This window comes from Variovorax sp. JS1663 (genome assembly GCF_002157355.1).
In the GTDB taxonomy this organism is placed as follows: domain Bacteria; phylum Pseudomonadota; class Gammaproteobacteria; order Burkholderiales; family Burkholderiaceae_C; genus Variovorax.
The window spans coordinates 66,994-89,026 of sequence record NZ_LYMK01000029.1; the positions used below are offsets into that span (position 1 = coordinate 66,994).

21 protein-coding genes are annotated in these 22,033 nt (G+C 67.5%); 11 read left to right on the forward strand and 10 right to left on the reverse strand.

Annotated features, from left to right (window positions below; genetic code table 11):
* From A8M77_RS22640 to A8M77_RS22660, 5 genes are all read right to left on the reverse strand, one after another.
* The gene (locus A8M77_RS22640; RefSeq protein ID WP_086923765.1) at nucleotides 1–756 is read right to left on the reverse strand and encodes a lysophospholipid acyltransferase family protein; all 756 of its coding nucleotides are present in this window, start codon (nucleotides 754–756) and stop codon (nucleotides 1–3) included.
* Nucleotides 757–766: 10 nt separating this feature from the next.
* Complete coding sequence (gene gmhB, locus A8M77_RS22645) at nucleotides 767–1,345, reverse strand: D-glycero-beta-D-manno-heptose 1,7-bisphosphate 7-phosphatase (RefSeq protein ID WP_086923766.1); 579 nt, start codon at nucleotides 1,343–1,345, stop codon at nucleotides 767–769.
* Nucleotides 1,346–1,357: 12 nt separating this feature from the next.
* Nucleotides 1,358–3,511: a glycine--tRNA ligase subunit beta gene (glyS, locus tag A8M77_RS22650; RefSeq protein ID WP_086923767.1), complete on the reverse strand. Its 2,154-nt coding sequence runs from the start codon at nucleotides 3,509–3,511 to the stop codon at nucleotides 1,358–1,360.
* Between the two features lie 4 nt (nucleotides 3,512–3,515).
* Entirely contained in the window at nucleotides 3,516–4,421 is a 906-nt protein-coding gene (gene glyQ / locus A8M77_RS22655) for a glycine--tRNA ligase subunit alpha (protein ID WP_086923768.1), read from the reverse strand.
* A 264-nt stretch (nucleotides 4,422–4,685) separates the two neighbouring features.
* Complete coding sequence (locus A8M77_RS22660) at nucleotides 4,686–5,756, reverse strand: type II asparaginase (protein ID WP_086923769.1); 1,071 nt, start codon at nucleotides 5,754–5,756, stop codon at nucleotides 4,686–4,688.
* A gap of 170 nt (nucleotides 5,757–5,926) precedes the next feature.
* On the opposite strand from A8M77_RS22660, the gene A8M77_RS22665 reads away from it, so the two are divergent.
* The 7 genes from A8M77_RS22665 to A8M77_RS22695 all read left to right on the forward strand — a co-directional run bounded on the left by A8M77_RS22665 (nucleotide 5,927) and on the right by A8M77_RS22695 (nucleotide 12,321).
* Nucleotides 5,927–6,607 (forward strand): TetR family transcriptional regulator C-terminal domain-containing protein, encoded by a 681-nt coding sequence (locus A8M77_RS22665; RefSeq protein WP_238136924.1) that lies wholly within the window; start codon nucleotides 5,927–5,929, stop codon nucleotides 6,605–6,607.
* A 159-nt stretch (nucleotides 6,608–6,766) separates the two neighbouring features.
* Nucleotides 6,767–7,354: an NAD(P)H-dependent oxidoreductase gene (locus tag A8M77_RS22670; protein WP_086923771.1), complete on the forward strand. Its 588-nt coding sequence runs from the start codon at nucleotides 6,767–6,769 to the stop codon at nucleotides 7,352–7,354.
* 28 nt (nucleotides 7,355–7,382) lie between these two features.
* The gene (locus tag A8M77_RS22675; protein WP_086923772.1) at nucleotides 7,383–8,240 is read left to right on the forward strand and encodes a creatininase family protein; all 858 of its coding nucleotides are present in this window, start codon (nucleotides 7,383–7,385) and stop codon (nucleotides 8,238–8,240) included.
* Between the two features lie 55 nt (nucleotides 8,241–8,295).
* Entirely contained in the window at nucleotides 8,296–9,291 is a 996-nt protein-coding gene (locus A8M77_RS22680) for an ABC transporter substrate-binding protein (RefSeq protein WP_143694723.1), read from the forward strand.
* Nucleotides 9,292–9,314: 23 nt separating this feature from the next.
* The gene (locus A8M77_RS22685) at nucleotides 9,315–10,148 is read left to right on the forward strand and encodes an ABC transporter ATP-binding protein (RefSeq protein WP_086923773.1); all 834 of its coding nucleotides are present in this window, start codon (nucleotides 9,315–9,317) and stop codon (nucleotides 10,146–10,148) included.
* A complete protein-coding gene (locus A8M77_RS22690; protein WP_086923774.1) occupies nucleotides 10,145–10,951 on the forward strand; it encodes an ABC transporter permease in 807 nt (268 codons plus the stop codon). Before A8M77_RS22685 ends, A8M77_RS22690 begins: the two co-directional genes overlap by 4 nt.
* An 11-nt stretch (nucleotides 10,952–10,962) precedes the next feature.
* Nucleotides 10,963–12,321, forward strand: coding sequence for an FAD-binding oxidoreductase (locus A8M77_RS22695; RefSeq protein ID WP_086923775.1), 1,359 nt, complete (start codon nucleotides 10,963–10,965; stop codon nucleotides 12,319–12,321).
* Here the strand turns inward: A8M77_RS22695 and lnt are convergent.
* From lnt to A8M77_RS22715, 4 genes are all read right to left on the reverse strand, one after another.
* On the reverse strand, nucleotides 12,281–13,849 hold the full coding sequence (lnt, locus tag A8M77_RS22700) for an apolipoprotein N-acyltransferase (RefSeq protein WP_086923776.1): 1,569 nt from the start codon (nucleotides 13,847–13,849) through the stop codon (nucleotides 12,281–12,283). The two genes, A8M77_RS22695 and lnt, sit on opposite strands and share 41 nt — an antisense overlap.
* A complete protein-coding gene (locus tag A8M77_RS22705; RefSeq protein WP_086923777.1) occupies nucleotides 13,846–14,724 on the reverse strand; it encodes an HlyC/CorC family transporter in 879 nt (292 codons plus the stop codon). The genes lnt and A8M77_RS22705 overlap by 4 nt, the downstream gene beginning before the upstream one ends.
* An 85-nt stretch (nucleotides 14,725–14,809) precedes the next feature.
* A complete protein-coding gene (locus tag A8M77_RS22710; RefSeq protein WP_086923778.1) occupies nucleotides 14,810–15,535 on the reverse strand; it encodes a GNAT family N-acetyltransferase in 726 nt (241 codons plus the stop codon).
* A gap of 110 nt (nucleotides 15,536–15,645) precedes the next feature.
* On the reverse strand, nucleotides 15,646–16,119 hold the full coding sequence (locus tag A8M77_RS22715) for an Lrp/AsnC family transcriptional regulator (RefSeq protein WP_086923779.1): 474 nt from the start codon (nucleotides 16,117–16,119) through the stop codon (nucleotides 15,646–15,648).
* Nucleotides 16,120–16,272: 153 nt separating this feature from the next.
* Here A8M77_RS22715 and hppD point away from each other — a divergent pair, with 153 nt between their 5' ends.
* The 3 genes from hppD to phhA all read left to right on the forward strand — a co-directional run bounded on the left by hppD (nucleotide 16,273) and on the right by phhA (nucleotide 19,136).
* Nucleotides 16,273–17,400, forward strand: coding sequence for a 4-hydroxyphenylpyruvate dioxygenase (hppD, locus tag A8M77_RS22720; protein WP_086923780.1), 1,128 nt, complete (start codon nucleotides 16,273–16,275; stop codon nucleotides 17,398–17,400).
* Between the two features lie 97 nt (nucleotides 17,401–17,497).
* Nucleotides 17,498–18,238 (forward strand): transporter substrate-binding domain-containing protein, encoded by a 741-nt coding sequence (locus tag A8M77_RS22725; protein ID WP_443272177.1) that lies wholly within the window; start codon nucleotides 17,498–17,500, stop codon nucleotides 18,236–18,238.
* 28 nt (nucleotides 18,239–18,266) lie between these two features.
* Nucleotides 18,267–19,136: a phenylalanine 4-monooxygenase gene (gene phhA / locus A8M77_RS22730; RefSeq protein ID WP_086923782.1), complete on the forward strand. Its 870-nt coding sequence runs from the start codon at nucleotides 18,267–18,269 to the stop codon at nucleotides 19,134–19,136.
* Between the two features lie 12 nt (nucleotides 19,137–19,148).
* On the opposite strand, the gene A8M77_RS22735 is transcribed toward phhA, so the two are convergent.
* Nucleotides 19,149–20,030, reverse strand: coding sequence for an esterase/lipase family protein (locus A8M77_RS22735; RefSeq protein WP_086923783.1), 882 nt, complete (start codon nucleotides 20,028–20,030; stop codon nucleotides 19,149–19,151).
* 103 nt (nucleotides 20,031–20,133) lie between these two features.
* Here A8M77_RS22735 and A8M77_RS22740 point away from each other — a divergent pair, with 103 nt between their 5' ends.
* Nucleotides 20,134–21,825, forward strand: a complete 1,692-nt coding sequence (locus tag A8M77_RS22740; protein WP_086923784.1) for an AMP-binding protein — start codon at nucleotides 20,134–20,136, stop codon at nucleotides 21,823–21,825.
* Nucleotides 21,826–22,033: the final 208 nt, after the last annotated feature.

Genomic DNA, 22,033 nt, shown 5'->3' on the forward strand with positions numbered 1-22,033 from the left:
TCAGGCGGACACCGCCTCCGCCCGGACGTAGGCCTCGGGATCGAGCCGGCGCATCTCGCCCTCGATCCAGGCCTCCACCTCGCGCATCAGCTCGTCGGGCTTGCGCCCGGTGCTGGGAATCGCGGGCCCGATGGACACGTCCACCACGCCCGGACGCTTGATGAAGGCTTTGCGCGGCCAGACCTTGGCCGAGCTGACGGCGACCGGGATCACCGGCACGCCCGTCTCGCAGGCCAGGCGCGTGCCGCCGGTCTTGTAGACGCCCTGCTGCCCGCGCGGAATGCGCGTGCCTTCCGGGAACATGATGATCCAGATGCCCTGGGCCAGCAGCTTGCGGCCCTGCGCCACCACCTTGTTGAAGGCCTGGGTGCGCTGGCTGCGGTCGATGTGGATCATGTCCAGGCGCGCCATGGCCCAGCCGAAGAAGGGCACGTAGATCAGCTCCTTCTTGAACACGAAGGCCAGCGGGTGCGGCATCAGCGTGGGCATCAGGAAGGTCTCGAGCGTGGACTGGTGCTTCACCAGCAGGACGGCGCCGGCCAGCTGGTCCTGCGGGAGGTTCTCCATGCCGCTCACGCGCGTGCGGATGCCCAGCAGCACGCGCGCGCCGCCGATGGCCCAGCTCAGCCAGCGCACCGCCATCCAGTAGAGCGGCACGCCGCGTATCCACAGCGAGCTGACCATCATGATGATCGCCCAGGGCACCACGGTGACGAGCATCCACAGCGCGTGGACGATGGATCGAAGAAGGGACATCGGGGCCTGTTCAGACAGCGAGGTTCAGGGCGTTGCGCTCTTCGCGCTCCAGCAGGAAATCGACGAAGGCCGGCAGGTCCTCGTGCACGCGGGTGTTCGCGGGGTACTCGGGCGGCAGGGGCACGACGCCGCGGCAGGCCGCGCCCATGCCGGTCAGCAGCAGGTGCGGCTCGCAGCCGGCCGCCGCGCCGGCCTGCATGTCGCGCAGGCTGTCGCCGGCAACGGGCACGTTGGCGAGGTCCACGCCATAGCGCTCGGCGATCTGCAGCAACAGGCCCGGCTTGGGCTTGCGGCATTCGCAGTTCTCGTCGGGGCTGTGCGGGCAATAGAACACCGCGTCCACGCGCCCACCTACCGCCGCCAGCATCTTGTGCATCTTGGCGTGCATGGCATTGAGCGAGGCCACGTCGAACAGCCCGCGGCCGAGGCCGGACTGATTGGAGGCGATCACCACGTGCCAGCCCGCGTGGTTGAGCCGCGCCACGGCCTCCAGCGCGCCGGGCAGCGGCGTCCACTCGATGTCGCTCTTGACGAAGTCCTCACGGTGCACGTTGAGCGTGCCATTGCGGTCGAGGATGACGATTTTCATGGGGTGCCCCGATCAGGCGGCGAGCCGCTCCAGCTGCGCCACCCGGTTCATCGCGCGGTGCAGCAGCATCAGCAGCCCGAGCCGGTTGAGCCGCAGGTCGGACTGCTCGGCATTGACCATCACGTCGTCGAAGAAGGCATCGACCGGCCCGCGCAAGGCGGCCAGGGTCTGCAGCGACGCGGTGTAGTCGCCGGCGTCGAACTGTGCATTGGCCACCGGGACGATCTTCTGCATGGCCGCATGCAAGGCCTTCTCGGCCGCCTCGTGCAGCAGCAGCTCGCTCACGTGGGCGTCGGCCTCGGGCGACTTCTTGAGGATGTTGCCGATGCGCTTGTTCGCCGCAGCCAGCGCCGGTGCCTCGGGCAGGGCAGCGAAGGCGCGCACGGCGGCCAGCAGCTTCGGCACGTCGGCCAGGCGCTGCGGCAGGGGGGCGAGCACGGCATCCACCTCCTGCGCGCTGGCGCCCTGCTCGCGCAGGCTGCCGGCCAGGCGGTCGTAGAAGAAGGCCTCCAAGGCCTCGGTCGGGTCCGACAGCGGATGGTCGCCGGCCTTGGGCGCGCCGAAGGCAGCATAGGCTTGGCCGATCAGCGCGCGCAGGTCCAGCGGCAGGTGGCGCTCGATGAGCATGCGGATCACGCCCAGCGCATGGCGGCGCAGCGCGAAGGGATCGCGATCACCCGTGGGCAGGTTGCCGATGCCGAACATGCCCACCAGCGTTTCCAGCTTGTCGGCCAGCGCGACCACGACGCCCACCGCGCCGCGCGGCAGCGCATCGCCGGCGAAGCGCGGCTTGTAGTGGTCCTCGATCGCGTCGGCCACCACGTGGTCCAGCCCGTCGTGCAAGGCGTAGTACCGGCCCATGATGCCCTGCAGCTCGGGGAACTCGCCGACCATGTCGGTCACGAGGTCGGCCTTGGCGAGCTGGGCGGCCTGCACGGCATGCGGCGCCAGCGCAGGATCGCCTGTGGCCGCGCCGAGCTGCTCGCCGATCGCGTGGGCAATGCGCATCACGCGCTCCACGCGCTCGCCCTGGGTGCCGAGCTTGTTGTGATAGACCACCTTGCCCAGCGCCTCGACGCGCGAGGCCAGCGACTTCTTGCGATCCTGGTCGAAGAAGAACTTGGCGTCCGCCAGCCGCGGGCGCACCACGCGCTCGTTGCCGCCGGTAACGGCGCTGGCGTCGGCCGGGCGGATGTTGCTGACGACCAGGAACTTGTGGGTGAGCCGGCCGGCGGCGTCGAGCAGCGGGAAGTACTTCTGGTTGGCCTTCATCGTGAGGATGAGGCACTCCTGCGGCACATCCAGGAACTGGGGCTCGAACTGGCAGACCAGCACGTTGGGCCGTTCGACCAGCGCCGTGACCTCGTCGAGCAGCGCATCGTCCTGGATGGGCTGCGCGCCGGCGCCGACGGACAGAGCCGCGTCGGCCAGCTGGCGGGCGATCTCGTTGCGGCGGGCCTCGAAGCCGGCGATCACCGCGCCCTCCTCGTCGAGCTGCACGGCGTAGCTGTTGGCGTCGCGCAGCACGATCGGGTCTTGCCGGGCCTCGAAGCGATGGCCGTGCGTCTCGCGCCCGGCCTTCAGGCCCAGGGCCTCCACGGGCACCACGGTGTCGCCATGCAAGGCGACCAGGCCGTGCGCGGGGCGCACGAAGCTCACGCTGCTCCAACCCGGCAGCGCGCAGCCGGATTCGAGCTGGTAGGCCATGACCTTGGGGATGGGCAGCTTCGCGATGCTCTCGGCCAGCGCCTTCTGCAGGCCCTCGGCCAGGGTCGCGCCCTTGGCGGTGCTCTCGAAGAACAGGGCCTCGGCCTTGCCGTCCATCGCGCGGCGCAGGCCGGGCACGGCGGAGGCATCGGCACCCAGCGCCGCCAGCTTCTTGAGCAGGGCGGCGGTCGGCTGACCGGAAGCGTCCAGCGCCACGCTCACCGGCATCAGCTTCTGCGTGATGGCGCGGTCGGGCGCCTGCGCGCTCACCTGGGTGAGATGCGCCGCAAGTCGGCGCGGCGAGGCGTAGGCGGTGAGCACCGAGCCGGCATCGGCCAAGCCCTGGGCCGCGAGCTGGTCGCGCAGCACGTTGGCGAAGGCCTCGCCCAGCTTCCTGAGCGCCTTGGGGGGAAGCTCCTCGACGAAGAGTTCGACGAGCAGGTTGTTCTTGGTGGTCATCGCTTCAGGCCGCCTTCTTCGTGATCTCGGCGACCCATTCGCGCGGCGCCATCGGGAAACCGAGGCGCTCGCGGCTGTCGTAGTAGCTCTGCGCGACGCTGCGCGCGAGGTTGCGGATGCGGCCGATGTAGGCGGCGCGCTCGGTCACGCTGATCGCGCCGCGCGCGTCCAGCAGGTTGAAGCTGTGAGCCGCCTTGAGCACCTGCTCGTAGGCCGGCAGCGCGAGCTGCTGCACCATCAGGTACTTGGCCTGCTTCTCGTGGGCCGCGAAGGCGGTGAAGAGGAAGTCGGCGTCGCTGTGCTCGAAGTTGTAGGTCGACTGCTCGACCTCGTTCTGCTTGTAGACGTCACCGTAGCTGAGGCCCTCGGTCCATTGCAGGTTGTAGACGTTGTCCACGCCCTGCAGGTACATCGCGAGCCGCTCCAGGCCGTAGGTGATCTCGCCGGTGATCGGCCGGCAGTCGATGCCGCCGACCTGCTGGAAGTAGGTGAACTGCGTCACCTCCATGCCGTTGAGCCACACCTCCCAGCCCAGGCCCCAGGCGCCCAGCGTCGGATTCTCCCAGTCGTCCTCGACGAAGCGGATGTCGTTCTTCTTCAGGTCGAAGCCCAGCGCCTCCAGCGAACCCAGGTAGAGCTCGAGGATGTTGGCCGGCGCCGGCTTGAGCACCACCTGGTACTGGTAGTAGTGCTGCAGGCGGTTGGGGTTCTCGCCGTAGCGACCGTCCTTGGGGCGGCGGCTGGGCTGCACGTAGGCCGCCTTCCAGGGCTCGGGGCCGAGGGCGCGCAGGAAGGTGGCTGTGTGCGAGGTGCCGGCGCCCACCTCCATGTCGTAGGGTTGCAGCAGCGCGCAGCCCTGGGCGTCCCAGTAGGACTGCAGCTTGAGAATGATCTGTTGGAAGGTCAGCATGGTGGGCCTGGTGGCCGCGCGCGTCGGCGACGCGGCGAACCGGGCATTTTAAGAGCGCCCGGACGAAGCAACGGCCGCAGGGCTTGCGCCGCTGCGGCCGTGGAATGCTGCTCTCCCCCAGGCTTCCCCACTTCGTGTGGTCCGCCAACCCCCTCACCGGGGGGGGGCGACACCAGCGGCCCGGCGAAGCCGGTTCCGCGGTGTCCCACGAATGGCGGTGGGTCCGACGTGAAGTGGGGGGAGCCTGGGAGCTTGGGGGCGAGCTCAATACTCCCAGAAGATCCTTTGTAGCTGTTTCGGGTCGTTGGTCTTGGTCAGCGCGACCATAGCCAGGATGCGGGCCTTTTGCGGCTTCAGGTCATGCGCGACAACCCAGTCGTACTTGTCGTCAGGCTGCTCGGCGTTGCGAATGACGAAGCCATCGGAGACGCGCGAGCTGCGGATGATCTGCACGCCGTCGCTGCGCAGCTTCTGCAGCGTGGGCACGACGCGGTCGGCCACCGAGCCATTGCCGGTGCCGGCGAAGATCAGGGCCTTCACGCCGCTCTTGGCGAAGGCGTCGATCGCGGTGGCGGGGACGTTGCCGTAGCCGTAGGCGATGTCCACCGCGGGCAGGGACGTGATCTCGTCGATGTTGAACTCGGACTGCGTGGTGTGGCGCTTGACCGGCGCGCGGAACCAATAGTTCTTGCCCTCGACGATCATGCCCAGCGGACCCCACTGGCTCTTGAAGGCCTCGGTCTTGATGTTGACGACCTTGCTCACGTCACGGCCGCTCTGGATTTCGTCGTTCATCGTCACCAGCACACCCTTGCCGGCCGCATCCTTGCTGGCGGCAACGTTGACCGCGTCGTACAGGTTGAGCGCGCCGTCGGCCGACAGCGCGGTGCCCGGGCGCATCGAGCCGACCACGACGATGGGCTTGGACGTGCGCACCGTCAGGTTCAGGAAATAGGCCGTCTCCTCCAGCGTGTCGGTACCGTGGGTGATCACGATGCCGTCCACGTCGGCCTGCTTGGCCAGCGCCGAGACCCGCTTGCCCAGCACCATCAGGTTGTCGTTGGTGAAGCTCTCGGAGGCGATCTGGAACACCTGCTCGCCCCGCACGTTGGCCACCTTGGAGATTTCGGGCAGCCCGGCGATCAGCTTGTCCACGGGGACCTTGGCGGCGGCATAGGTCGCGCTGTTGGCGGCCGAGGCGCCGGCGCCGGCGATGGTGCCGCCGGTCGCGAGGATCACGACGTTGGGCAGCGCCTGCTGGGCATGGGCGACGGCGGCGGCCGCAGCCAGCGCCGCGGTGGCCGCGAAGGCACGGAAACGGGGGGCAAAGAACATGAGGAGCTCCTGTTGTGTGAAGAATTTCACAAAGCGCCAGGAAGATACCGGAAGGCAGGAAGGCCGTCACACGCTTGCAATGCTTCCTTCGCATGCCGTGATGCCGCGGGGACCGGGCCTGTACGAACGAAGCGCTACCATCGCCGGGCGGCAGCCTCCGCCCCCCCATCATGAGCAGTCCCACCCTTCCCACCCCGGCCGAGGCGGCCCTGCAGATGCCGGCGCCGGACGGCCCGCTCTCGCGCGCCCGCCCCGGCCGGGAGCGCATCATGGCGGCGATCCGCGACGCGGCCATCACCGAATTCAGCCTGCACGGCCTCAAGGGCACGTCGACCCAGGCGATCGCGGCGCGCGCCGGCCTGACCAAGCCGCAGCTGCACTACTACATCGCCGGCAAGGAAGAGCTCTACGAGGAGCTCCTGATGCAGGTGCTGCACGATTGGAAGGTGGTCTTCGCCTTCGAGGAGCACGCCAGCAGCCCCGGGGCGGTGCTTGAGGACTACATCCGCAAGAAGCTGGACCACGCCTTCGACAACCCCGAGATCTCGCGCATCTTCACCCGCGAGGTGCTGGACGGCGGGCGCAACCTCGAACGCTACTGGCCCAATGCGCGCGCCTGGACCCAGAAGAAGGTGGACATCATCAACGGCTGGATCGCCCGCGGCCTGATGCGGCCACTGGATGCGCGCCTGCTGCTGATGCACATCTGGGCCATGACCCAGAGCTACGCCGACTACGCGCTGCAGACACGGGTGATGCTGGGCCTGCCGCCCGGCGCGCCGATCGAGCGGGAGCCGATCGCGCGCGAATTGATCGCTTTCGTGCTGGGCGGCTGCGGCATCCAGGCCTGAAGGCCGACTGGCGATCTTTCTCTAGGTCGGCTTCCTGACCGCGCGGTCGCCCGGAAACCGGCCAGCCGCGCGACCTTGCGCCCGGTTCCGGTGCGTATCCGCTGGCACGCTGCTTGCGTAATCTGACCACTTGCTCTGATTAAGCGGTCAAACACCCCTATGCGCGTGCTCGTCGTCTACTGCCACCCGGTCGAAACCAGCTTCCACGCGGCGCTGCACCAGGAAGTGCTGCGCAACCTGAAGTCGGCCGGACACGAGGTGGACGACTGCGACCTCTACGCCGAGGGCTTCGACCCGGTGCTCTCGCGCGAGGAACGCCTGGGCTACCACGAGGTCCCGAGCAATCAGCTGCCGCTCAGGCCCTACATCGAGCGCCTGCGCTGGGCCGAGGGCATCGTGTTCTGCTTCCCGACCTGGTGCTTCGGCCTGCCCGCGATGCTCAAGGGCTATTTCGACCGCCTCTTCATGCCGGGCGTGGCCTTCGACCTGAGCAACCCGGCCAACGTGAAGCCGATGCTGACGCACATCAAGCGCGTCTCGGCCGTGGTGACCTACGGCCGCCCGCGCTGGGTCGCCTGGTACATGGGCGACCCGCCACGCAAGATCGTGACGCGCTATATGCGGCGGCTCACCGGCCCGCAGGCGCGCGTGGACTACCACGCCCACTACCACATGAACGTGGCGACCGAGCCCCAGCTCAAGCGCTTCCTGCAGCGCGTGGGCCAGGCGATGGCGCGCTTCGCCTGAGCCCCCTTTCCCCACACCACGACACCCCATGCTGCACGGCTACATCCCGCCCCATCGCTTCCTGCCCTACCTGAGCTGGACCGAAATCGACGCACTGCCCGACCGCGAGAACACCGTGATCGTGCTGCCCTGCGGCGCCATCGAACAGCACGGACCGCACCTGCCCTGCTCGGTCGACAGCGTGATCGCGTCGGGGGTGATGGGCAAGGCGCTCGAACGCCTGCCGCCCGACGTGCGCGCCTTCGCGCTGCCGACCATCACCTACGGCAAGTCGGAAGAGCACCTGCACTTCCCCGGCACCATGACGCTGACCGGCACCACGCTGCTCGCCACCGTGACGGAGATCGGCGAATCGGTCTACCGCGCGGGCTTTCGCAAGCTGCTCTTCGCCAACGGCCATGGCGGCCAGCCGCAGGTGCTGGAGATGGCGGCACGCGAGCTGCGCCTGCGCCATGGCGACTTCATCGTGGTGCCGCACGGCGTCTCGCGCCTGCCCAACGCCTCGAGCCGGCAGGTCGGCGAGCAGGAAAAGAAGCTATCGATGCACGCGGGCCACTCCGAGACCGCGCTGATGCTCGCGCTGGCCCCCGACACCGTGCACATGGACCGCGCGGCGGCCAACTTTCCGCCCCCCTTTCCGATCAAGCTGCTGTCGCCCGATGGTCGCCCGGCCTGCGCCTGGACCGCGCGCGACTTCGGCCCCAGCGGCGTGATCGGCGACCCCACCAGCGCCACGCGCGAACAGGGCGAGGAGATCCTGGACACGCTGGCCGCCAGCTGGGTGCAGGCCCTGACCGAACTCCACGCCCTGCGCTGGGTGGTGCGCGAAGAAGCCACCTGGGAGCGCGGGCACCAGACGGGCTTCATCCAGTCCGCCGCGCGCTGAGGCGCGCTCCTTGCAACGACTTTCCTTCTTTCTTCATCCCCAAGAGGTCTTCACCATGCGCCACCCTTCCGCCTCCCGCCTCGGCCGCCTGGCCGCCGCCTCCGTCCTCGCCTGTGCCGCCGCCGCGACGGCGCAGGCGCAGGACAAGTTCACCTACATGACGAACTGGTACGCGCAGGCCGAGCACGGCGGCTTCTACCAGGCCGTGGCGCAGGGCATCTACCGCAAGCACGGCCTGGACGTGACCATCAAGATGGGCGGCCCGCAGGTCAACATCACGCAGATGATGGCCGCCGGCCAGGCCGACTGCATCATGGGCTCCAGCGACATCCAGATGATGCAGGTTCGCGAGGGCGGCGTGCCCGTGGTCAACGTGGCGGCCTTCTTCCAGAAAGACCCGCAGGTGCTGATCGCGCACGACGACGTCAAGAAGTTCGAGGACCTCAAGGGCAAGACCATCCTGATCGGATCGCAGGCCAACCGCGGCTACTGGCCCTGGCTGAAAGCGAAGTTCGGCCTGACCGACGAGCAGACGCGGCCCTACACCTTCAACATCCAGCCCTTCGTGGCCGACAAGAACACCGCGCAGCAGGGCTACCTGACCTCGGAGCCCTACGCGATTCAGAAGGCGGGTGTGAAGAGCACCGTGCTGATGTTCAGCGACCACGGCTTCCCGGCCTATGCCACCACCGTGTCGTGCATGGACAAGACCGTGAAGGAGCGAAGCAAGCAGGTCGCGGCCTTCGTCAAGGCCTCGGCCGAGGGCTGGAAGAGCTACCTGGCCGACCCGGCACCGGCCAACGCGCTGATCAAGAAGGACAATCCGAACATGACCGACGACCAGCTGGCCTACAGCGTCGCCAAGCTCAAGGAGATGGGCATGGTCACCGGCGGCGACGCGGCCACGCTGGGCATCGGCGTGATCACCGACGCACGCGCCAAGGCGAGCTACGACTTCCTGGTGACCGCCAAGCTGCTGGATCCGGCGAAGGTCGACATCGCGAAGACCTACACGACCGAGTTCGTGAAGGACGCCAGGGTTCTGCCCTGACCGGCGCGCGGAACCCGCCTCGCATGAACCGCATCGATCCCTCCGTGCTCGCCCCGCCGGCTGCTCCTGTCGCGCCTGCGGTGGAGTTGCTCTCGGCCGAGAAAACCTACCCCAACGGCACGCGCGCGCTGCTGCCGGTGGACCTCGCCATCGCCGAAGGTGAGTTCGTCACGTTGCTGGGCCCCTCGGGCTGCGGCAAGAGCACGCTGCTGAAAATGGTGGCCGGCCTGCTGGAGCCCAGCGACGGGCGCCTGCTGCTGTGGCGGCGGCCGGTGGCGCAGCTGCACGACTGCGCGCACAAGATGGCCTTCGTGTTCCAGTCGCCCACGCTGATGCCCTGGGCCAGCGTGCGCAGCAACGTGCGCCTGCCGCTGGACCTGGCCGGCGTGCCGCGCAGGGAGGCGGACGCGCGCGTCGCCGAGGCGCTGGAGATGGTGGGCCTGGACAAGTTCGCAGGAGCACTGCCGCGTGCGCTCTCGGGCGGCATGCAGATGCGCGTGTCGATCGCGCGCGGGCTGGTCACCCAGCCCGACCTGCTGCTGATGGACGAGCCCTTCGGCGCGCTGGACGAGATCACGCGCCACAAGCTCGATGCCGAGCTGCTCGACCTGTGGCGCAGGAAGAAGCTCACGGTGATCTTCGTCACGCACTCGATCCACGAGGCGGTGTTCCTCTCCAGCCGCGTGATCATGATGGCCGCGCGGCCGGGCCGCGTGGTGGAGGAGTTCCACATCGACGAGCCGTACCCGCGCAGCGCCGACTTCATGGTCTCGCCGCAGTTCAGCCGCTACGCGAAGCAGCTGCAGGACAGCCTGCTGCGCGCGAGCGACAGCACGCACGAGGAGGCACCGCTTTGAGCCCGCGGCTTCCTCTTCTGCGGCAGCCGCGCGCGCAGCGCGTGCTGTACCCGGTGCTGGTGGGCGTGGTGCTGGTGGCGCTCTGGCAGGGCTTGGTCACCGCGATGGAGCTGCCGCCCTACCTGGTGCCCTCGCCCTGGCTGATGATGAAGACGCTCGTCGCCGACTGGGTGCCGCTGGGCCTGGCGCTGCTGGTCACGCTGAAGATCACCCTGCTGTCCTTCGTGCTGGCCACGATCGCTGGCGTGCTGATCTCCTTCCTGTTCGTGCAGAGCAAGCGGGTCGAGACAGCGCTCTTTCCCTACGCGGTGCTGCTGCAGGTCACGCCGATCGTCGCGGTGGCACCGCTGATCATCATCTGGGTCAAGAACCCCACGGCCGCGATGGTGGTCTGCGCCGCGCTGGTCGCGCTGTTTCCGATCATCAGCAACACCACGCTGGGGCTGCGCAGCATCGAGCCCGATCTGCAGAGCTACTTCAAGCTCAACCGCGCGACGCGCTGGCAGCAGCTGGTGCGTCTGCGCATCCCGAGCGCCCTGCCTTATTTCTTCGGCGGCCTGCGCATCTCGAGCGGCCTGGCGCTGATCGGCGCGGTGGTGGCCGAGTTCGTGGCCGGCACCGGCGGCGCCGGCGCGGGACTGGCCTACCAGATCCTGCAATCGGGCTTCCAGCTCAACATCCCGCGCATGTTCGCGGCCCTCCTGCTGATCTCGCTGACCGGCGTCGCGCTCTTCGTGCTGATGGCCTGGCTCACCAAGATCGCGCTTGGCTCGTGGCACGCGAGCGAACTCTCACAGGACTGATCCCTTCCCCCATGAACGCCCCCGCCTCCGCCATCGAGCAACTGCATCTCGAACTGCCCGAACTCGACTGGATCACCGACGAAAGCCGCATCGTCCGGCTGTCGCAGGACTTCTCCTGGTTCAGCCCGGTGCTGCAGCGGCAGCTGAAGGACAAGCGCGCGGACGCCGTCGTGCGCCCGCGCAGCGAGGACGAGATCCGCGCCGTGGTGAGCGCCTGCGCGCGCCGGGCGATACCGATCACCATCCGCGGCAGCGGCACCGGCAACTATGGCCAGACCACGCCGCTCGCCGGCGGCGTGGTGCTCGACATGACGGTCTTCAACGCGATGCTATGGGTGCGCCCCGGCGTGGCGCGCGCGCAGGCCGGCATCCGGCTCGGCGAGCTGGAGAAGCACACGCGGCCCTCGGGCCAGGAGCTGCGCTGCGTGCCCTCCACCTACCGCAGCGCGACCTTGGGCGGGCTCTTCGGCGGCGGCTTCGGCGGCGTGGGCTCGATCAACCACGGGCCGCTCGGCGCCATCGGCAACGTGCTCGGGCTGCGCGCGATGACCATCGAAGCCGAGCCGCAGGTCGTCGAGCTGCGCGGCGCGGAGGCCCTGCGCATGCATCACGTGTGGGGCACCAACGGCCTGGTGCTGGAGCTCGAAGTGGGGCTGGCGCCGGTTCATCCCTGGCTCGAGAGCCTGGTCGTCTTCGACGCCTTCGAGCCGGCGTTGCTCTTCGCCGACGCGCTGGCGCATGCGCCGGGCATCGTGAAGCGCGAGATCGCCTTCTTCGGCAGCCCGGTGCCGGACCACCTGGCGCAGCTGGCGGACCACCTGCCCCGCGGCTGCCACGCGGTGCTCTCGCTGGTGGCCGAGTCCTGCGAGGCGCCGATGCTGGAGCTCGTCGCGGCGCACGGCGGCCGCATGAGCTACCGCAAGACGGCTGCGGAAGTGCAGAAGAGCAACCGCACGCTGGTGGAATTCACCTGGAACCACACGACGCTGCATGCGCTCAAGGTCGACAAGAACCTGACTTACCTGCAAAGCGGCTTCACACCGGGGCGGCACGTCGAGCAGGTGATCGCGATGGAAAAGCTGTTCGCGGGCGAAGTCATGATGCACCTCGAATTCCTGCGCAATGCGGTGGGCCTGATGACCTGCAGCGGACTGCAGTTGGTGCGCTTCAGCACCGAGGAACGGCTCGACGAGATCATCCGCCTGCACCGCGCGCATGGCGTGCACATCAACAACCCGCACGTCAACATCGTCGAGGACGGCAAGGCCGGCGGCCCGCTGCCGCCGGAGGTGATCGAGCTCAAGAGGCGCTTCGACCCCCAGGGCCTGCTCAACCCGGGAAAGCTGCGGGACTGGCCCGTCGCCGCGTGACGAAAGGCGCGGCCGCGACGATCGCCAGGGTCAGCCCCCACAGCGGCCAAAGCCCGAGGCGGGAGACCCAGTACGCATAGGGCGTGAGGCCCGCGCGGCCCTCGACGGTCGCTACCAGGACCCCGCGCGTGAGCCGAGGCAGGGCATGCGTGACGCGGCCGCGGTGGTCGATGACGACCGTGGCGCCGGTATTGGTGGCGCGCACCATCGGCCGCTGGAATTCCAGCGCGCGCATGCGGGAGATGGACAGGTGCTGGTCGATGGCGACCGTGTCGCCGAACCAGGCGATGTTGCTCACGTTGAGCAGGATGGTGGGGGCCTGCGCCTCGTCGCGGAAGTTGGCGCCGATCTCGTCGCCGAACAAGTCCTCGTAGCAGATGTTGGGCGAGATCCGCTGGCCCTGCCAGGCCAGCGGGCGCTGCGCGAGGCCGCCGCTCTGGAAGTCGCCCAGCGGGATGTTCATCATGTCGGTGAACCAGCGGAACAGGCCCGGCACGAACTCGCCGAAGGGCACCAGGTGGTGCTTGTCGTAGCGATAGGGTGCGTTGCGCCCGGGGCCGAAGCCGAGCACGGTGTTGGTGTAGACGCGGCCATCACCCAGCGGGAGGCCGACGATGGCCGTCTGGGTACTGCCCGCATACCGAGCCGCGATGGCGTCGAGGTAGCCGGGGGGCAGTTGGGAGGGCAGCAGAGGCAGCGCGGTCTCGGGCGTGATCACCAGCGGCGCGGTGGCGCGCTGCAGTTGCTCGCCGTACCACCGTAGCGCGGTGGCGATGCCGCCGCTGGGGATGAACTTCTCGTCCTGGGGGATGTTGCCTTGCAGCAGCGCGACTTCGAGGCGGCCGCGCGAAAGGGCCGGGTCATCGGGCGCGCCGCGCAGCACGCCGACGAGCGCCGGCACGCACAGCAGGACGAACCCCAGCCCCAGCGGCACGGCCAGGGCGCCGCCACTGCGCAGCGCAGACGCGGCCAGCGCCGCGATGCCGGCGGCCACCGCACCCACGCCGTACACGCCCAGCCACGGCACATAGGCCGCGAGCGGGCCCTCCACGTGCGCGTAGCCGCCGGCGCCCCAGGGGAAGCCAGTGAACCAGCTGTTGCGCAGCAGCTCGGCCAGGGTCCAGCCGGCGGCGAACAGCAACACGGCAGCCGCACGATGTCGCGCCGCGAAAGCGACATAGAAGGCAGCCGCCGCAGCGTAGTACAACGAGAGCGCGGCCGACAGGGCGAGCACGGCAAAGGCGGCCAGCGGCGCGGCGAGCCCGCCGTACGTGTGCATGGAGACGAAGAGCCACCAGAAGGTGCCGCAGAGCCAGACGGTCGAGAACAGCCAGCCGTAAAGCGCGCCGCTGCGCCATGCGGGCTTCGGCTGACCGCGTTCGCGCAGCGCATCGAGCTGCCAGACCAGCGCCGCCAGCGAGAGCAGTTGCAGCCACCAGAGCGGCTGACCGTCCCAGGGGGCCGCGATGGACGCGGCCTGCGCGAGGCCCGCGATCCCGAAGCCCAGCGCGCGCGCCAGCGTTTTCAATCGGCCGCGTCGTCGCCGCGCGCCGGCGAGACCTTGAACCAGCGCACCGCGCCGCCCTTGGTGTGGAGCACGACGAAGTCGAAGGCGCCCAGCGCATAGTGTTCGCCGCGCTTGGGCACATGGCCCATCTCGTGCGCGATCAGGCCGCCGATGGTGTCGAAGTCCTCGCTCAGCATCTTCTCGTCGAAGACGATGCCGAAGGCCTCGGCAACGCGCTCGATGGGCGTGTCGCCCGAGACGCGGTAGGTGTGGTCGGCCAGGCCGAAGATGTCGCCCTCGTCCTCGGCGATGTCGAACTCGTCCTCGATCTCGCCGACGATCTGCTCCAGCACGTCCTCGATGGTGATGAGGCCGGCCACGCGGCCGAATTCGTCGATCACGACCGCCAGGTGGTTGCGGTTGCCGCGGAACTCGCGCAGCAGATCGTTCAGGCCCTTGCTCTCGGGCACGAAGGTGGCCGGACGCAGCAGCGCGCGGATGTTGAGGTCCGGCGCGCGCTGCAGCTTGAGCAGGTCCTTCGCGAGCAGGATGCCGATGATGTTTTCCTTGTCGCCTTCGTAGACCGGGAAGCGCGAGTGCGCGGTGTCGATCACGAGGTTCAGCAGCGACTCGTAGGGCGCGTCGATGTTGACCAGGTCCATGCGCGGCGCGGCCACCATCACGTCGCCGGCCGTCATGTCGGCCATGCGCAGCACGCCTTCGAGCATGACGCGGGACTCGGCGCCGATCACGTCGTTGTCCTCGGCATCGGCGAGGGTTTCGATCAGCTCGTCGCGCGAATCCGGTCCGGGATGGAGGAACTCGGCAAGTTTCTGCAGAAAACTGCGCTTGTCCTCGCGTTCTGCGGGCGCGCGTTCAGGGTGAGGGTCTGCCACTGCGGGAGGGCGAAGTTGGGGGAAGCACAAGGATACCGGAATGCGCCCCCGCCGCCCGGCGCCGGCTGTCGCCTTGCGGCGCCCCTCAAGGGGCTGACTGGTCGCGCGCGGCGCGCACGCCGCTGCGGATTTCCTGCAGGGTGGCGAGGAAGGCCCAGAACTGCTTGGCACGCGTCTTGAGCTGGTAGTCGACCTCGGCGTAGTGCTCGAGTGCGATCTCGCTCATGCGGCTGTCGAAGGTGGCGTGCGGCAGTTCGAGATGCGCCTCTGATTCGGAGCCGCTGCGCACCACGGTGGCGCCGGCGTTGCGGGCGATCTTGAGCATCGCGACGTTTTCGCTCAGCGCGTGGATGAACAGCATGCCCACGCCTTCGTTGCGGGCGACCACGACGGCGCGCTCGAACAGACGGGCGCCATAGCCGCGCCCCCGGGCGTGCTCGGCCACGGACACGCCGAACTCGGCGCAGTCCTTGTGCTGGTCAGCCGGCGCGAAAGCCAGGTGGGCCATCGCGATCAGGTCGAGGCGGCGGTTATAGATGCCGAACAGCTCGTCGCGGTCGAAGTCGAGGCCGTCGACGTAGCGCTGGATCTGTTCGTCGGACGCGGCGTACCCGAAACGGAGATAACGGTCGTGCGGCTTCAGGGCCAACAGGTGCTGCGCGATGCGGTCGCGTTCGCGCGGGCCGATCGAGCGGATCGGCACCATGACGGGGGTGGGCGCGGCGGCGCGCGGCTGGGCTTCGACCATCGGCGCTTTCAGGAAAGAGCCCAGGCCCAGGGAAGCCTTGAGGAGTGCCTTGGCGGTATGCATGGGTCCAATATAGGGGTTTTCCCTTAACCAACAAGCCCGCAAGGACTCAGATGTAAGAACTTAGTGCAAACCCTCTCTAATAAAAGGCTCATCTCGTTACTTTTTCGTTGCTACACCGGAACGGCCGTCGTGGCCTTGACCCGGTCCAGCACGAAGCTGGTCTTGCAGTCCTCCACGCTCGGGTGCTTGAGCAGCGTGTCCATGATGAAACGGCTGTAGTGCGCCATGTCGGCGACCACCACGCGCAGCAGGTAGTCCATCTCGCCCGTCAGGGCGGCGCATTCCACCACCTCCGGCCAAGTCTGCACGCTCGCGCGGAACAGGTCCATCGGATTGCGCTTGTGGGTCTCGGTGTGCTTTTCGAGGCGCACGTTGAGGTAGGCCGTCAACCCGAGGCCGACCGACTCGGGCTTCACCAGCGCGACGTAGCGGTCGATCACCCCGGTCTCCTCCAGCCGCTTGACGCGCCGCAGCACGGCGCTGGGAGAGAGGCTGACCTCCTCGGCGAGGTGGTCGTAGGTGGCGCGGCCATCGTCCTGCAACTTGCGCAGAATCTGCCTATCCAGCTTGTCTAGTGCATTCATGAGTCGATTTTCACAGTTTTTCTGCGCTATCGCAGCATTCCAGGCGTGATAACGCTGAAATCATGAGGCCCGGCGCTCTTACAGTTCCATACGCGGGCTGCATTGCCGCAGCGCCACACTGAACACCACCCTTCCTGACCTGGAGACAGCCCCATGAGCACCGCCGACGCCCCCGCCTTCACCCCCTGGGAGAACCCCATGGGCACCGACGGCTTCGAATTCATCGAGTACGCCGCGCCCGATCCCGCCGCGATGGGCCAGGTGTTCGAGCGGATGGGCTTCAAGGCGGTAGCCAAGCACCGCCACAAGAACGTGCTGCTGTACCGCCAGGGCACCATCAACTTCATCGTCAATGCGGAGCCGGATTCCTTCGCCCAGCGCTTCGCGCGCCAGCACGGCCCGAGCGTCTGCGCAATCGCCTTCCGGGTGCAGGACGCCAAGGCGGCCTACGAGCGCGCCACCTCGCTGGGCGCCTGGGGCTTCGCCGACAAGGCAGGGCCCGGCGAGCTGAACATTCCGGCCATCAAGGGCATCGGCGACAGCCTGATCTACCTGGTGGACCGCTGGCGCGGCAAGAACGGCGCGCAACCCGGCGACATCGGCAACATCGGCTTCTACGACGTCGACTTCGAGGCCCTGCCCGGCCTGAGCGCTCAGCAGGCGCTGGCGCCGGAAGGCAATGGCCTGACCTACATCGATCACCTGACGCACAACGTGCACCGCGGCCGCATGAACGAATGGGCAGACTTCTACGAGCGCCTGTTCAACTTCCGCGAGGTCAAGTACTTCGACATCGAAGGCCAGGTCACGGGCGTGAAGAGCAAGGCGATGACCAGCCCCTGCGGCAAGATCCGCATCCCGATCAACGAGGAGGGCAAGGAGCAGCCGGGACAGATCCAGGAGTACCTGGACCTCTATCGCGGCGAGGGCATCCAGCACATTGCGATGGGCTCGGACAACCTCTACAAGACGGTGGACGGCCTGCGCGCCAACGGTGTCACGCTGCTCGACACCATCGACACCTACTACGAGCTGGTGGACAAGCGCATCCCGGGTCATGGCGAGAGCGTCGAGGAACTGCACAAGCGCAAGATCCTGATCGACGGCAAGAAGGACGCGCTGCTGCTGCAGATCTTCAGCGAGAACCAGCTGGGCCCGATCTTCTTCGAGTTCATCCAGCGCAAGGGCGACGACGGCTTCGGCAACGGCAACTTCAAGGCGCTGTTCGAGAGCATCGAGCTGGACCAGATGCGTCGCGGGGTGCTGAGCGCCGCAAAATAGTTGCTTCCCATCACAGGAGCACTGAATGCGTCGTCCTACCCTCTGGCTTCGTTCGTCATGTATCGCGGCCGCGGTCCTTGCCCTGGGCGGTTGCGCCATGAATGCGCAGCAGCCGCGCCCACCAGGCGAGACCGCGTCGCATCTCGACGCGGTGCAGAAGGCGGGCGTGCTGCGCATCTGCACGCCAGGCGACTACAAGCCCTTCAGCTTCCAGCAGGCGGACGCCAGCTATGAAGGCATCGACGTCGACCTGATGTCGAGCTTCAGCGGCAGCCTCAACGCGAAGCCGCAATGGGTCAAGACGACCTGGGCGAACCTGCTGCCCGACCTCGCCGCGGGCAAGTGCGACATCGCCGTCGGCGGCGTGTCGGTGACGACGGAGCGGCAGAAGCGCGCCTTCTTCAGCGCGCCCTACATGGTCAACGGCAAGACGCCGATCGCGCGCTGCGCCGATGTCGCGAAGTACCAGAGCGTGGCCGACATCGACAAGCCGCAGGTACGGGTGATCTTCAACCCGGGCGGCAGCAACGAACGCTTCGCGCGCGCCAACTTCAAGCAGGCCAAGCTCACGATGCACGGCGAGAACGTGACGATCTTCGACGAGATCCTCGCCAACCGCGCCGACGTGTTCGTCACCGAGGCGGCCGAGGCGATCACGCAGCAGAAGCTCAAGCCGGGCCTGTGCGCCGTCAATCCCGACAAGCCACTGCAGTACGGCGAGATGGCCTGGATGCTGCCGCGCGACGACGTGGCCTTCAAGGCCTATGTGGACCAGTGGCTGCATCTCGCGCGCGCCGGCGGCGAGTTCCAGCGCGTGATGGACCGCTGGCTCAAGTAGCAAACAACTTCAGATCGGAGCTTTTTTCATGGAGACGCCCACTGGTGCCGTCATGCCCGCCGTGTACGGCCAGTCGGACAGGCCGCCCCGCGGGGACTATTCGCGCGGCGGCGCGGTCCTGTCCGACTACACCTGTCCGCAGGACTGGGGCAGCTACACGCCGGCCGACCACGACACCTACCGGCGTCTCTATGAACGCCAAGCGGCGCAGCTGGGGGGCCTGGCGTGCGATGCCTTCATCGCCTCGCTGCCGCTCCTGGGCGTCAAGGACCGCATTCCGCGTTTCGACGAGATCAACGAGCGGCTCTACAAGGCGACGCGCTGGGAGATCGTGGCAGTGCCGGGGCTGATTCCGGAGCTGCCTTTCTTCACGCTGCTGGCGAATCGCAAGTTTCCGGTCACGGACTGGATCCGCAAGCCGGAGGAGTTCGACTACATCGTCGAGCCCGATGTGTTCCACGATCTCTTCGGCCATGTGCCGATGCTCTTCGACCCGACCTTCGCCGACTACGTGCAACGCTATGGGCAGGGCGGGATCAAGGCCCACGAGCTGGGTGCGGGCGAGAAGCTGGCCCGGCTCTACTGGTACACGGTCGAGTTCGGGCTCATTCGCCAGGCGGAGGGCGTGCGTGCTTATGGAGCCGGCATCCTCAGTTCGGTCGGCGAACTGCGGCACGCGGTGCGCAGCACGGAGCCGCTGCGCCTGCCGCTGGACCTGCTACGCGCGATGCGCACGCGCTACAAGATCGATACCTACCAGGCCAACTACTTCGTGATCGACAGCTTTGCGCAGCTGTTCGATTTGACGGCGCCGGACTTCACGCCGCTGTACCAGGCAATCGCCGTGCAGCCGGATATCGAGCCCGGGGTGCTGCTGCCGGGTGAATCCTCGCTCTGAGCGCGTGCGGCGTCAGCCCTCGAGCAGATCGAGGGTCTGCCGTCGCAGCCCAGGGACGAAAGCCATCTCCACATGCCCTCGCCCCGGGGCGAGCCGGTTGTCGGCGCCGAGCAGCGTGGCCGTCGAGATCGGGAACACGATGTTGTCGCAGTTCGAGTACCAGCAGGTGAAGAGGCACGGGGGTGCGCCATCGCCTTCGGCCTGCCGCATCCAGTCGCCCCCGATCCGCATCTGATGCCCGTTGGTGGTATGGCTGAAGCGCGCAAGCCACGTGCCGCGGTGCGGCGTACCGATGGTCACGATGCGATGCACCCGCCCAGGATCGGAAGTGCGCAGCCAGGCGCGGGCGGCCAGCCCTCCCATGCTGTGGCAGATCAGGACTGGAGGCCTTCCGGTGGCTGCGGTCACGCGCTGCACTGCGATCTCGATGATCTGCACGTAGTGGTCGATCGAGCCGAAGACCGGCTCGAGGTTGACGGCGGCGAAGGCGTGGTCCCTCACGCGAAGTTCCTGCAGCCAGGGGTTCCAGAATCCCCGGTTGCACAGGAAGCCATGGACGAGGACCACGCCCCGGCGGTCATTGCCCTTCGGCAAGTGATCGGGGAACGCGTGCGAGCGAAACGGCTGCTGCCAGCAGAAGACGCGCGGGGCCATCCAGCTTTCGGCGAGCCAGGCCCTGGCGCACTGGATCGCGCTCGAGCGCGCAACGGGATCGGACGCGCTGACGCGCCGCGTCGCGATGAATTCGAGTCCGAGGACGCTGGTGTGGGCCAGGCTCAACACCAGCAGCCCGCCGATGGCAATGACGGGCGCGTGCGGCCACCAGCTGCCGACCCAGGCGAATGCTGCCAACAGCCAGGCCATCACGATGCACTGCTGGAGACGGGCAACCATGCGGCCGACTATCGCATGCGCGACAGGTGACTGGGTGACCTAGGACAAGTCCGCTGGTGACGCGCCCGAGCTCGCTTCGACAATCCGCGCCAAAGGAGATCGCATGCAATCCACCGTCCTGAAGAGCTATCCACCCGGGGTTCCGCACGAGGTGCATCCCGAGCAATACAGATCCCTCGGCCACCTGTTCGAGGAGTCCTTCCAGCGCTACGCGAACCGTATGTTCTCGGTGTGCATGGAGCGGTGGATGAGCTACGGAGAACTGGACGAGCTCTCCAAGGCGCTGGGCGCCTGGCTGCAATCGCGCGGTCTGGAGCCGGGGGCGCGCGTGGCCATCATGCTGCCCAACGTCCCGCAGTTCGCGGTCACGATGGCTGGGGTGCTGCGCGCGGGCTACACGTGCGTGAACGTCAATCCGCTGTACACGGCGCGCGAGCTCGAGCATCAGCTGAAGGACTCCGGCGCGACGACGATCGTCATCCTGGAGAACTTCGCCGCCACGCTGGAACAGGTGATTGAGCAGACGCCGGTCAAGCACGTGGTGATCGCATCGATGGGCGACCTGCTCGGCGGGCTGTATGGCACGTGGATCACGCTGGCGGTACGGCACCTCGCGAAGATGGTGCCGCCCTACAAGCTTCCGCTGGACAAGGGACGCACCGTGACGCCGTTTCCCAAGGTGATCGCGGAAGGCAAGGGGCGCACGCTCGCGCCCGATCCGAGCACGCTGGATTCGATCGCGTTCTTGCAATACACGGGCGGGACGACGGGCTTGTCCAAGGGCGCCGTGCTGACCCACCGCAACATCGTCGCGGCGACGCTGCAGGCAGAGGCGTGGTTCACGCCGGCGCTGGCGCGGGCAGGCGACTTGGCCAAGGTCAACAGCATCGCGGCGCTCCCGCTTTATCACATCTTCGCGCTGACCTTGTGCTTGCTAGCCATCCGGCAGGGCTCGCACCTCACGCTGATTCCCAATCCCCGCGACTTCGACAAGTTCATCGCCGTGCTCAAGAAGCGGCCCTTCCACATGCTGCCGGCGGTCAACACCCTGTTCAATGCGCTGCTGGTGCACCCGGAGTTCAAGACCGTCGACTTCTCGAACCTTTTTGTATCCCAGGCCGGTGGCATGGCCGCTTCGGAAGGCACGGCCCGTCAATGGTTCGAAGCCACCGGCTGCCCGATGATCGAGGGCTGGGGCATGAGCGAAACGTGCGCGATCGGGACCAACAATCCGGTTTCGAACACCGCCTTCACCGGCACCATCGGTCTGCCGCTGCCGGGGATCGAGATTGCGATCAAGGACGATGAAGGGCGCTCGCTGCCCCCTGGCGAAGCCGGCGAGCTCTGCATCAAGGGACCCAACGTGATGGTCGGCTACTACAACCAGCCGGCCGAGACCGCGGCAGCCTTCACGGCGGACGGCTTCATGCGCACCGGCGACATCGCGATCATGCAGGAGGACGGTTACAGCCGGATCGTGGACCGCAAGAAAGACATGATCCTCGTGAGCGGGTTCAACGTATTTCCGAACGAGCTTGAGAATGTCATCTCGCTGTGCCCCGGCGTCGTCGAGTGCGCGGCGATCGGCGTACCCGACGAGAAGCAAGGCGAGGCGATCAAGGTCTTCGTGGTGCGCAAGGACCCTGCGCTCACCGAGGAAACTGTCATGCGCTATTGCCATGAACAACTGACCGGCTACAAACGTCCCAAACACATCGAGTTCAGGGAGAGCTTGCCGAAGACGAACGTCGGCAAGATCCTTCGGCGTCAACTGCGACCCGGCGCGACGGTTTGAGCGCAACTTGCCGGTGCAGTTGCTCGTGTTCGCACCCGGCTACCCGGCTGGCTGTTATCGTCGGTCGAGATGGGCATCGCGCTCACCGTGATTTAAAGTGCGCGATTGAGCCCCAAAAAACAAAAAGCCCAACCTTGCGGGGTTGGGCTTTTTGAGGGCTGTAAGAGCCTGACGATGACCTACTTTCACACGGGAACCCGCACTATCA